Consider the following 13,422-nt stretch of genomic DNA (forward strand, 5'->3'; position numbering starts at 1 on the left):
ATACTGACAAAGTAAAATCATATTTTATTCTATCAATCTATAGCCAATAACTGTTTTGTATAAGGTTGGTATTATTAATAGCTTTTTATTGGCAATATATTCAATATCGGCAGTAATGTTTTTTTCTTTTCCTAAATCAATAATTAACTTCTTGTTACCGTCCGCATCAATGTGAAATATCTGACCTTGCCATGCTCCCGAAACAAAGAAACCGTTACTTCCATCACTAACAATACCATCTAAATTATCAATTCCACTAAATATTTTGATAAATTTCTTTGACGATTTACTTATTGCATAAACAGTTTTGTCATTCATATTAAGGACTAAAACATCTTCTTTTGTACATAGCAATCCATTAGGGCCTGAAAGAGTTTTAGAATCAAGCCACACTTCAATTTTATTTTCCGATATTTTATAGATCTTATTCCCAAAACAATCAGAAATATACATGTCGCCATTCGAGTCTGCTGCAATATCATTAAAAAATTTAGCATTGTCGACCATAAACACATTCTCTACTTTGGCAGTATTTGTATTAACCTGAACAACTCTATTAATATCTGCAACATAAAGTTTATCTTTATACAACCCCATCCCCTGCGGATTATCGAACCCCTCTACCCATTTAAGGGACTCTATTTTGCCATTTATATTTATCTTTGAAATGAAGCCGTTTCCATCTTTTGCAAGATATTCTCCATTTATATTTGATATGTAAACAGTCTTTTTTGAAGAATCATAAAGTGCTGATTCCGGTTTAAGGAAAAGAGAATCAGAGACCCATACTCTTGAAAAATTTTGAGAAAAACAAATTGTCGAACTCAAAATAAATAAGGCTAATAATACTGTCTTTCTCATTTTTCTAGTTAATATTTAGACAAAGTAATTCTATACTAAGCTTGTGGTAAATATCGGAATTAATTTAATCATCAATAGCTTTTTAAGAAATTAATATTTTAAGTTTACAGATCTTTAATACAGATAAGTATATTCTTTATTTCTTTGAAAATAGTTTCTTTATTTAGGTCCAATTTGAATATTATACTTTCCTGCTTGTAATACAAATATGCATTTACCGTTTTTTTCGCCGCGATAACTAACTCCATTTATTGACCTAAAGAGCTTATCTCCACTTTTAATTACATCTTTCAGATTAACCTTCAAATAGAGTGTAACTGTAGTGTTTGCAGGAACAACAAACTTATATGAAGTAATTTTTCCATTAATATTCCATTCCGACTCAATACGTCCATACATAGATTCATAATGTCCTTTAGCAAAAGTCATTTCACCGGTCGGATCAGGTTCAGGCTTTAATATGAAATGTTTAAATCCGGGGTGATCTTCATCTCGTTCGATACCTAATGAATAGGCATACATCCACGATGCAACAGCTCCAAATGAATAATGATTGAATGAATTCATCCGGTTGTTCCCTCCAAATCCATCTGTGTGCGTGTATGAATTCAGACGTTCCCAAATAGTTGTAGCACCTTGTTCTACAGAATAGAGCCATGATGGATATGTTGTTTGTTGAAAGAGCCTGTAAGCAACGTCAGATAATCCATTATCTGACAAAGCCTTATTAATCCATGATGTGCCAATAAATCCTGTCATTAATGAGTATGGGGGGCAGACAGTTTTATTATCAGCATGATTTTCGCGAATAACCGCATCCTTGAAATTAGCAATCATTTTAGCCTTGTCTTTTTCATCTACAATATTGAATACCAGAGGTAAAATATATGATGTTTGTGTATCAACTAACTCATACTCTTTCTCAGGTTCAAAGGCTGAAAAGATAGTTTTGCCAGTAGATGGTTGAATGTATGTTTTATTGAAAAATTCTTTTCTTTCGTTATAAATTTTAGAAAAGTATGCCATGTCTTCTGTTTTCCCCAGAAGGTTAGCCGTTTTACACATAATATCCAAATCGTATAAGAAATAGGCTTCCCATAATAGCGACTTATCATTACACCCGTCTTCAGGGCCTAACCAGTCTGTCAGATCTCCCCATGCCCGTTGTTGTACAATCAAGCCTGTCTCTTTATCGATTGTTTCGTTTAAAATAAAATGAATATACTTTTTCATTGCATCATAATGCTCTGTTAGCATATCTATATCATTGTATTGTTGATACGCCTCCCATGGAACGGTAATACCTGCACTCCCCCATAAGATGCCTCCAAACCCGATATCTAATGGAGCAATGTCTGAAAAACGACCGTTCTCTCGTTGAGCGTCACGCATAGCAAGCATATGTCGTCGTAGAAATTGAGGAACATCAGCTAAATATGTAGCTGCTCGAGCAAAAACAGATATATCGCCACTCCAGCCCAATCGTTCATTACGTTGAGGACAATCAGTGGGTATTGATAAGAAATTGGCATATGTAGACCAGGTAATATTTTCCCATAGTTTATTCACCTTTAGATTAGACGTTTGATAAGACGAAGTTAGCTCTTGTATAGAACTGATGACTATCCCTTTTACCGCATCTAGCGGTAATGCCTTAGGGATACCTGTAATTTCTATAAAGCGGTATCCATGAAAGGTAAAGCGAGGCTGAATAATTTCATGCTCACTCCCTTTAGTTATATATATGTCCTGAGCCATTGCAGCCCGGATATTTTCGAGCATAATCATGCCTACATTATTCTTATATTCGGGTAGATCAGGATATTTTACTTCGGCAAAACGAAGGTTGATTTTTTTCCCTGACTCAAATCCTTTCAAGGTGACACTCGGTACTCCGACCATATTTTGCCCCATATCATATACATATACACCCGGACGAACTTCTTCAACTGATTGAGCTGTGAGCTCCTTTATTTGTCTCACTGTTTGTCCAAACTGACCAATTAATTTAAGATCGTTGTATTCTTTTCCGTTTAAGCTAATAGTTCCGTTTAATGGTATTTCTTGTGCCTTTTTCCAATTCGAAGTATTATAATTAATAGTACTCCATCCCTCAATTTGGGATTCTTTACGAGCATCATATACTTCTCCTTGAAAAAAACTTCCATACAGAATAGCTCCATCATTATAATACTGCCATGAATCGGGATCTGAGACTATAATTTGGTCTGTACCATCTTCGTATGTTATAATCATCTTGAATAAGAGAGATTGACGATCTCCGAAGAAATTCCAATATTCTCCCATGAAAGTAGATGCACCACTCCACCACCCTTCAGCAAGAATAGCTCCCATGGCATTTTTACCGGATCGTAGAAGGGAGGTTACATCGAAGGTTTGATACATCTGTGTTTTGTTATATTGCGTCATCCCTGGATTAAAATAATCATTTCCGACACGTTGTCCGTTTATATAAAACTCGTAAATACCGCGCGATGTAACATAAATTCTAGCTTTTGCAATTTTATTTTTAGCATCAAAAGTTGTCCGCAACATTGGCATAGAATTACGACTCGGATTATGTGTGAGGAAAAAGCCTTTTTCTCCTCCCTCTATGATTTGCCCTTCTTCTCGTAATAAAATATTCGATGGTGTACGAAGGTTACGTATTTCAATATCCGAAAATTGAGCCTTCTGTTTATTAGGAACATAAAAACCGATATCTCCCACTACAGGGAATGCGATAAAATCGCCGCCTTGCCCTAAAGGATTAACACCCAGATATGTTATCTCTTGTTCGTTAATATAGATATGCGTATGACCTAAGTTGTTGGAAAAACGAATTTTATGTTTTTGATATTTATTTTTGTTATTGATCAGAGATGTCGGAATTTTGATACTCTTTAGAGGTATTTCCTTTTTGTCTTCAGGATGAAAGCCTACCCGGTAAATATTCAGTAAAGCTTCTTTGTCCGAAGAGAGTGGAGCTATATCAAGTTCAAGCATGAAATATGATTCATCTTTTGAGCTTTCAAGTTGAAAGATATTCATATTCTTATTCATCAAACGTTGATCGTTGGCTCCGTAAATGAAGCCGGCTTTAGAAGATTGGCTTGGTTCGTCTAATTGTAAACAATAGCCTATGCCGAAAACGGGTAGATAGTGCGAATATAACACTAAGTCATCTTTTCCTCCTCCAATCCATTTTGCATGTCCCCATACCGATATTTCTGTACTCATTAGACCGGTTTCGAACCAAGAGCCGGCATTAAGTTTTTTATTATTACCATCCCAAACTGTAAGTTGCCAATGATAGCGGGTTGTCGGTTGTAAAGTCGTACCCTCATATCGTATGTTTAATGAAACATAATTATTCACTCTGCCCGAATCCCAGACCTTATCCCCTGATTCATTAGTGATCTCAATTTGATAGGCTTTTTGATAAGCACCGTTTTTAGAGGATTGCATATTCCAACTGAAACGAGGTTTCTCAATATCTATCCCTAGTGGAGTTTTTGTGTATTCGGTTTTTAAATTTGATAAGTAAATGTCTGAGGGATTTTCAGCCACTGCTTCAGAGAAAAATAATAGGACGAAAAGGTGAATAATGATGTTTCTCATAAAAGTGATTTCTTCTTAATAAGTTTCTATTTCGATATACGAAGAGTTTAATCCCTCGACAGAAACAGTTAATTCGATCTTTCCAACTTTATCATTTGGTTGTACAATGACAATAGCTTTACCTCTGAATGTATTAGGTGTTAATGACCGAAAACTCTTCATGTCATCGTATGCTGCATTGCCTGAGGCAATAACAGAACCATCTCCTTTACATTCTATATTAACTGGTAAATTAGTATCCGGAACAATATTTCCGTTTTCATCAACAATTTCAATTTTTATGTAAGATAAGTCATTTTTATTTGCTTTTATTTTATTTCTGTCTGCAGTTAACCGGATTGCAGAAGGGCTTCCTGTTGTTTTCAATATCGTTTCGGCAGCTTCTTTTTCCTTATTTATATTAACAGCTTTCAGTATTCCTTGTGTATAAGGGACTTCAAACGTTGCGGTGTAATCTTCTTTACCTGTTTCTTTTTCGCCGATTAGCTTATCATTCAGGTAAAGTCTGACTTTGGGTGAACGACTGTATATATTCACTCGCATTGGTTTTCCCTCCAGACCTTTCCAATTCCAACTAAGCAGTTCGTCTGTCCAGCCCCAGCCGTTTACGACCTCTTTTTTTCCTTCTGCAACAGGACGACGAACAGCCATAGATATTTCTCGTTCACGCCATAAGATGTCTCTGTAATAAGATTGAGGTTTCTTGTCTCCGCAAAAATCGATATCTCCGCACCATGCATTATACCAAGGCCATCCCATAAATTGAGAATCTCTCTCTCCTTCACCTAATTCGAGAGCATGTCCCAGACCTGCTTCACCGATGTAGTCAATAGCTGTCCAAACAAAATCTCCGATTATATAAGGATGTTTTTCTACAAGATTCCAGTTTTGTGCAGCCTCTTTAGGATAAGATTCACTTCCGTAAATCACACGTTCGGGATAAGCATCATGATCGCTTTCGTATTTTTGCCATACATAGTTATAACCGGCTACATCTACATTCTGAAAAGCTCTGTGTGAATCTTTATCCCAAGTAAATCCTTGCGCACGTCTGTCCCAGAAATCATTTGCTCCGACGGTTGTATAACGACTTGTATCATATTTTTTTACAATTTCGACTAGCCTTTTAGCGATTATCATTCCAATAGAGTCTGATCGTTGTTCTATTTCATTACCAATACTCCACATTATAATCGAAGGATGATTTCTGTCTCTACGTACTGATGCTGCTAAGTCTTTGTCACTCCATTCGTCAAAATATTGATGATAATCATTGTCTCTTTTCGATTTTTGCCATTGGTCAAATGTTTCATGGATGACCAAAATCCCTAATCTGTCACAAGCTGCTAAAAAAGCCTCTGAGACCTGATTATGTGCACATCTGACAGCATTATAGCCATGTGCTTTTAGAAGTTCTACTTTTTTCTCTTCGGCTCTATCTATAGCTGCAGCTCCTAATAATCCATTATCATGGTGTACACAACCGCCTTTTAGTTTCAGGGACTTTCCATTTAGAAGGAATCCTTCTTTTGCTGAAAATGAAATTGTCCGTATTCCAAAGGGAATAGATATTTTATCATATTGCTTTCCGTTTGAAGAGATAGACAGCTCTGCCGTATATAGTACAGGATTATCAACTGACCATAATTGAGGATTCTTAATTTTGTGTGAAATAGAAACAAGCAAGTTGTTAGTGAGTTCTGTATTTTGGATCGTGGATAGCACTTCCTTACCTTCGGGAGAGAGGATTCTTAATTTCAATTCTCCAGACTTCGGCTCTTTTATTTGATTATGAATTGTAGTGGCAAATTTAATGTTAGCATCTTTGCCTTGTATCTCTGATGCATCAATAAAAGTATCCCATGTATCTAAATGAATTTTGTCTGTTTTTATGAGCCAGACATGTCTATAAATACCCGACCCTGAATACCAGCGACTATTCTGTCCTTCGTTAACAACCTTAACAGCTATGGTATTGGAAATTCCAGGAGCATTGCAATAGGGCGTAATATCTATTTTGTAAGAAGTATATCCGTAAGGGTTGAACGATACTTTTTTCCCGTTCACCCATATTTCAGATTGATTATATACTCCCTCAAAATAGAGTGTAAGTAACTTATCTGAATCTTGTTGTTCTATAGTAAATTCTTTTCGGTACCATCCTTCTCCTCCGAGAGTTTGACCCGTATCGGCTCCACCTGCACCTCCTTCATTTACCTTAGAAAAAGGACCGATTACTATTCCTTCCTTTTGGATTGGTGCTGGTTCTACACTCCAGTCGTGAGGAAGATCAAGAAGTCTCCATTTTGAGTCATTATATTCAGCTTGCTCCGCATTAGCTACACTTCCGCGATGAAATTTCCAATTTGAATCGAAAGATGTTTTTCGCCCCGATGCAGACATATTAATATTTGCACCTATCAGAAAGAGTGAAATAATTAGACTTGTGAGTAATAACGGTTTCCTTGTTTTGCCCATGATACAGTATTATAAATTATTAAGATGTAGCAAAAGAAAGAATTTTATCTAAAACGGAGGGGGGGTATAATTTCAAATAAGGCAGAATGGGCGTAAACTGACAGTTTTGGCACCCGATTTGGCAGAATTTTACTCCTATTTATTTGATGTGTTTTTGCTGATATTCTGATGGTGTAGCTCCAAATTCATTTTTGAAACATTTAGAAAAGTATTTGGGATCATTAAACCCTAAGGCATAAGCGACCTCTGAAATAGTCAATCTTCCATCCAATAACATCATACAAGCTTTTTTCATCTTTATATTTCGGATAAAGTCAAGAGGGGTGAGCCCGGTTATAGACTTTATTTTTCGATGTAGAGTAGATTTTGACATATTGAGAGCTGATGAAAGCTCATCCAAATCAAAATCGGATCGTCCAATATGTATTTCGATTTGTTGAATGGTAGATTGGAGAAAACGTTTATTTGCGGATTCATAAGAAAGACCATCAATATTAGTATTTTGTTCTTTCTGAAAAACTTCTTGCCTCGTCTTGTATAATCTAGTTAAATTATTCACCTGAGAAATAAGTTCTTTGAGCTCAAAAGGCTTAGCGATATAACCTTCTGCTCCAACTTCGTAAGATGTTATCCGATCTTCGTCTCCATTTCTGGCCGTTAATATGATAATAGGAATATGGTTATACCTCAAGTCTGTTTTAATTTGCCGACATAATTCCCATCCGCTGATATCAGGCATCATAACATCACAAACGATAATATCCACAGCATAATTATCGAGATGCTCCCATGCTAATATTGCGTTTTGGGCTGTTATAACATTAAACCTGTTTTCTAATGTTTTTTTCATCAGAAATAGAAGTTCGGTGTTGTCATCAACCAGTAGAAGTGTGGGAATATTTTCATTTTCAGCCAAAGATATGTTGGAAACCATCGTCTTACTTTCGCTTGTTTTTAGAATATCCGTTGTGACTTCTTCTGGATGATAGCTCCTTTTATCAATTGGAAGATTTATGGTAAAGCAAGAGCCTTTGTCCGAATTGTTTTCTGCGAATATATTTCCATGCAGGAGAGTCACTAAACTTTTTGTTAGTGAAAGACCGATTCCATTTGATTCAAAGTTTTTATTTGCTTTGTTTTGATAGAAACGAGAGAAGATATTATCTAAATCGTTTTCAGCAATTCCAACGCCAGTATCCTCTATCTGTACGATCAGTGTATTGTCTTTTTCGGCAGATAACTTAACTGTTACTATAATATTTCCTCCCGAAGGTGTATATTTCACCGCATTGGACAGTAAATTAAACAAGATTTTATCTACTTTCTCAAAGTCAGTATATCCCCATATTTCGTCGGTCGGAACATATATTTTTAAATCAATATTTTTCTTTTTAGCCAGAGCGGAGAAGTTTGTTTGGCAAATGTTGAGAATGAATAATCCGATATTTCCATAATTAATAGTAAGCGGCATTTTTTCGATATCGATTCTTCTGAAATCGAGAACTTGCTGTATTAACCGTTTTAATCGGCTTATATTCGACTTAAGTATATTTACCTGATCCTCATTAGATGATGTTTTTATTTCTAAATAATCTACAGCACTGGACATTACTGTCAACGGAGTTAGCAGTTCATGCGAAACATTAGTAAAATAGTCTAATTTTGTTTGTGCCAGTTCTTCCTGAAGACGAGTTTTATCTTTACGTCTGACACGTAATAAGTATAAACGCAATACGGTATATATGCATACAATTATAAGTATTACATAAAATAAATAAGCATACCATGTTTCATAAAACGCAGCTTCCTTCTCTATTATCAGAACAACTTTGTCTTCAGTCCATTTGCCTGGTGTATATTCTGCTTTTAACCGCAATTTATAGTTTCCTTTGCTTAGATGGTTGTAAAAAGCGGATTGTTTATCCGAATCCAGATATACCCAATCCATATCTACACCTTCCAGTTTATAAGCAAGCCTTTCTTTAGAATTTAATGAGTATTGCAGGGCTGAAAACAAGATTTCTATATTTCTATCTTGAGCATTTAAAAATATTTTATTTATAGTATTCCGTTGATTATTCTTTATTGAATCAGAAAAGAATAAACTTTGGTTATTTACTTTAATATCACTAATAACCGGCGCAATTTCCTCTATACTCACAGGAGAATGGCTTGGAGGAAGAATATGGGTGAAACCACCATGTCCCCCAACGTATATACCACCATCCTGATCCAGAGCAACAGCCTTGTTACGAAATACATTGACAACTATATTGTCATCCGAAGCCTGATAATTATACGAAGTTCCATTGTTGATATCATATCGTATCACTTTCTTATTAGTAACAATCCATAGATAATTATTGTCGGCCTGCAAGCTTAAAATAGAACTGTTATTTGTCTGACTACTTAGCAAAGAGTCCTCCTCAAATTTTTTATTTTCGCTGAATTTATAAATCCTATTAAAAGAAGTGACAATCCAGATACAACTTTTCTTATCAACACAAAAATGGTTGATCTCTTCATTCTTTGACAATGAGGGGATACGGGCATATAGTTCATCCTTGATACTATCGTTTGTATAATTCAGCTGATATATATTTCCATCTGCACTTATTCCCCACACTTTACCATGCGTATCTATTGTCAGCTTTGATATATCGGCAAGTTTCCTTTCGATCTTGGTCAGAGTATCAGAACCGATCGACTTTAGAAAAATACCAGTAGAAGTTAGTATCCACAGATTGCCTTGCTCATCTTCTTCTAGTTGAAGAATGTATCCGGGATTATCAGTCAAATCCCTTAATCTTATATCTTTTTCTTTGAGTATATTTAAATTCTTATGAATTAGTTTTATAACACGAGACTCACCGTTGGTTCCAATCCAAACTCCTTTATCTTTTTTACAGATAGTAATTGTTCTGATACTCAAAGAGGCGATATCATTTTTGACTTGATTATTAGATATTCTGTTTGTAGATGGATCATATAACATAAGTCCATATCGGTCTTGGTTTAACCACATTATATTGTCATTATCCAAGCACAAATCTATGATATTGGCATCCCATCCCATACGTTCTTTGATTTGTGGTAAAGGATAATTTTTTATTTTTGAGTTATCAAAAAAGAGCGTGTATGCCATATCATACGAACTGAGCCACAAATTTCCGGCGCTGTCTTTGAATATTCTTGTGTACATCATGTAAGTATCTACAAGATCGTGTATATCTATTTTTTCTAAACTCCCATTATCTGTTATTTTTAAGGCATATAATTCATTGTGCGACAAAGCCCAGATATAGCCAAAAGTATCGTCTTGCGTCAAACTATAAAATATCGGGTCGGATTCCTTCCTTTTTGAACTGATAATATGGTGTCTCTTATATAGTAAGCCTGTAGAATTATCGGGAAAGAACTGCCATAATCCGTCCCCCCATGTTCCGATCCAATAGTTGTCATTTTTATCCTGAAACATCGTAAAAGGTCTGTTCTCTTTCCCAACAGGAGGGTAATTAATAAATCCATCAGAACGTTCATCATATCTGAAGAGTCCTTTCCCAGAAATTAAAACCCAGATATTTCCGATGCGATCTTTATACATTGAATTGATACCCGAAACTGAAAGAGTATATTCTTTTACAATAGAAACATTGTGGCTACATTTATATATTTTGCCTTCGGCTGCTACCAGTGCATTTCCATCTTTATCCATCAGGATAGCATCAATACTCTTATCTTGAAGAACCTTATCCGGAAATGGACTAAGCCTATACGTTTTTTTATCAAATAAATTGAGTCCCTTTCTTGTCCCAATCCATAGATAGAGATCATTATCAGACATACAGACTATTGAATTGTTTGTGAGTAAATCGGGCTGTTTGTGGTTTGTTTTGAAAGATTGCAGCCTGAATCCATCATACCTAACCAAACCATTTGTTGTTCCGATCCAAAGATATCCTTCTTTATCCTGATAAAAATCCCATATTTCATTCGAATTGAGCTGATAGAAGAAAGGTGCCTTTTGAGATATGATCTGCTGTGCTTGAATACTCAGGCTGACGATGATAAAGACAAAAATAAGTAATGAGCTTTTCATAATGGGGTGATCAGATCTTAGAAACTTTAAAGATAACACGAATGCAAGGATTTTATAGGATATTCAACCTGCAAGTTTTCAGGCTATTTTTATTTATGCTAAATGATTCCTCTATATTTCTCCCTATTAAAGTCCGACTTGTAAAGAATCTGCCAGCCAATGTGAAATATTCAGAAAATCTGCTATCAGAATTCCACTTTAAGTCTATATGCAAATAACTGGAGGTGTTTATCTAAGTAAATTCAAATAAGTGCACGACACATCTTCCTGCTTTTTGTTCCAAAATGGGGATTTCTGAATCTTTGGTTGATCGAACAGCTTACAGTTATCGAAACACCAATTTACAGGAAACGATTTCTTCAACTTGAAACAGTCTATAATTGAGAATAATTATTGAGGCAACCTACCACCAATAAGGATATTGACAGTAGGTTATCTCAATAAAAATTTATTGTCTGGAGCGAGCTATGTTTGCAAATGCCTGCTCGGCTGCAGCAGCATAAATCTTCGTTTCACCCACCGGAACATCAAACTGATTTTGTTCCAATGCTACCAACAATTCATCTGCTACCTCTGACGCAGGAATACCATTTGCGCCTCCTATTTCCGCAGAAAATTCCGTATTTACCATTGGAGGGTAAACCTCATAGATTTGTAAGTTCTTCTGTTCTTCATAAGTCATTCTTAAAGCAACAGTATAACTATGTAATGCTGCTTTTGTAGCCCCATATGTAGGTAAAAACTTATGGCTTCCGTACACTGCAATAGAAGAAATATTGATTACTGCCGAATCTGATTTTTTTAGGAGATGAGGCAATAACAACTCTGTAAAATGGATAACCGCAATATAGTTTGTATTCATCTCAACAAGAGCTTTTTCATGAGCATCCGTCGTTTCGCTCAGTAAGTAGCCAAAAGCAGCTCCCGCATTATTTACAATGATATTTACATCGGGATAGTATGTTTTTAGCTCTTCAGCAATACGCCGTCTGTCAGCTTCCACAGATAGATCTCCTTGAATACCTTCGGCATCTTTTAATTCAGCCAGAGCTCTTTGGAGGCGTTCTTCATTGCGCCCATTGATGATTATTTTATTTCCTGCAGCTTGTAATTTTTTTGCAATAGCCAGACCAATACCGGCACTTCCTCCGGTTATAAATACGGTATTTCCACTTGTCTTCATATGTCTTTATCTTTTTTTGTTAAATTATTTGGACTTTTATTTTAATGTCGGGTAATCTGTGTATCCTTTCGCTCCGGGAGTATAGAGTGTTTCACGATCAAGCTCGTTAAGAGGAGCATCTGTTTTGAATCTTTCCACTAAATCGGGGTTTGAGATGAATGGACTTCCAAATGATACCAGATCAGCATCTCCGTCACTTAATACCTTATTGGCAGTTTCTTTATCGAATCCACGATTGATAATGATAGTTCCTTTATATATTTTACGAAAATGCTTGGCTACCTCTTGTATTGCGTTCGGATTTTTAGTGACATCGGTAAAAGGTTCCAATAAGTGTATATAGGCTAATCGGTAGTCATTTAATCTGTTTGCAATATAATTATATACCGAAATTGTTTCGTCATCTACCGATATTCCCATAAGTCCGTCAAGGGATGGATTAAGTCGTACACCTACACGGGTAATGTCTACAGCCGCTTTCAATTCATCTAGAATATCAAAAAGTATACGAGCACGGTTTTCTACCGAACCGCCATACTCATCCGTACGCCAATTACTATTCTTACTAAAAAATTGTTGTAATAGGTACCCGTTTGCACCATGTAATTCTACTCCATCAAATCCTGCATCAAAAGCATTGATCGCTGCCTGTTTAAAATCCACAATAGTTTTTTTTATATCATCTAATGTCATTTCTTGAGCAGTCACACTCTCTTTGAATCCTTCGGGAGTGAACACTTGTACATGAGGATTATAAGGTGATGGAGCCAAAGGCAGATTTCCTCCCAGAACGTCAGGGTGAGAATAAGCTCCGGTATGCCATAATTGAGCAAATATCTTACCCCCGTTTTTATGAACTGCGTCAGTAGTCAATCGCCATCCCTCAATTTGACCCTTGGAATAGATCGCAGGCACATTGATAACACCTACAGCTTCAGGGCTGATAAAAGTTCCGCCGGTAATGATAAGTCCAGCCGTAGCACGTTGACTATAATAGAGAGCAGTAAGTTCAGTAGCAGAATGCGAGTCATTGTCGGCACGGCTACGAGTCATGGGAGCCATTACGATACGATTGTTTAGAATCAGACCGTCCAGATTGTAAGGCTCAAATATTAATATCTTTTCTTTTGTTTCCATAAAAATTACTTGTATTTTTGCTTGCGAAATGCAAGTACAAACA

Annotated in this window: 6 protein-coding genes; all 6 read right to left on the reverse strand. The window is 36.0% G+C overall.

Annotated features, from left to right (window positions below; all coding sequences use genetic code 11):
• Positions 1–24: 24 nt before the first annotated feature.
• Positions 25–861, reverse strand: a complete 837-nt coding sequence (locus tag AABJ51_RS13150; RefSeq protein ID WP_338372877.1) for an SMP-30/gluconolactonase/LRE family protein — start codon at positions 859–861, stop codon at positions 25–27.
• A gap of 159 nt (positions 862–1,020) precedes the next feature.
• On the reverse strand, positions 1,021–4,482 hold the full coding sequence (locus tag AABJ51_RS13155; RefSeq protein WP_338372878.1) for an alpha-L-rhamnosidase: 3,462 nt from the start codon (positions 4,480–4,482) through the stop codon (positions 1,021–1,023).
• 15 nt (positions 4,483–4,497) lie between these two features.
• The gene (locus AABJ51_RS13160) at positions 4,498–6,960 is read right to left on the reverse strand and encodes a glycoside hydrolase family 2 TIM barrel-domain containing protein (protein ID WP_434781368.1); all 2,463 of its coding nucleotides are present in this window, start codon (positions 6,958–6,960) and stop codon (positions 4,498–4,500) included.
• A gap of 139 nt (positions 6,961–7,099) precedes the next feature.
• Positions 7,100–11,059, reverse strand: coding sequence for a two-component regulator propeller domain-containing protein (locus tag AABJ51_RS13165; RefSeq protein WP_338372879.1), 3,960 nt, complete (start codon positions 11,057–11,059; stop codon positions 7,100–7,102).
• Between the two features lie 448 nt (positions 11,060–11,507).
• Positions 11,508–12,242 carry an SDR family oxidoreductase gene (locus AABJ51_RS13170; RefSeq protein WP_338372880.1) on the reverse strand — a complete coding sequence of 245 codons (735 nt, stop codon included), beginning with the start codon at positions 12,240–12,242 and terminating at the stop codon, positions 11,508–11,510.
• 36 nt (positions 12,243–12,278) lie between these two features.
• Positions 12,279–13,379, reverse strand: a complete 1,101-nt coding sequence (locus tag AABJ51_RS13175; protein ID WP_338372881.1) for an alkene reductase — start codon at positions 13,377–13,379, stop codon at positions 12,279–12,281.
• Positions 13,380–13,422 lie beyond the last annotated feature (43 nt).

This window comes from Indolivaga capnocytophagoides (assembly GCF_036511535.1).
Classification (GTDB): domain Bacteria; phylum Bacteroidota; class Bacteroidia; order Bacteroidales; family Dysgonomonadaceae; genus Dysgonomonas_A; species Dysgonomonas_A capnocytophagoides.

Coding starts and splice junctions, on each gene's coding strand:
- AABJ51_RS13150 (WP_338372877.1), bottom strand. CDS start 861: ATGAGAAAGACAGTATTATTAGCCTTATTTATTTTGAGTTCGACAATT.
- AABJ51_RS13155 (WP_338372878.1), bottom strand. CDS start 4,482: ATGAGAAACATCATTATTCACCTTTTCGTCCTATTATTTTTCTCTGAA.
- AABJ51_RS13160 (WP_434781368.1), bottom strand. CDS start 6,960: ATGGGCAAAACAAGGAAACCGTTATTACTCACAAGTCTAATTATTTCA.
- AABJ51_RS13165 (WP_338372879.1), bottom strand. CDS start 11,059: ATGAAAAGCTCATTACTTATTTTTGTCTTTATCATCGTCAGCCTGAGT.
- AABJ51_RS13170 (WP_338372880.1), bottom strand. CDS start 12,242: ATGAAGACAAGTGGAAATACCGTATTTATAACCGGAGGAAGTGCCGGT.
- AABJ51_RS13175 (WP_338372881.1), bottom strand. CDS start 13,379: ATGGAAACAAAAGAAAAGATATTAATATTTGAGCCTTACAATCTGGAC.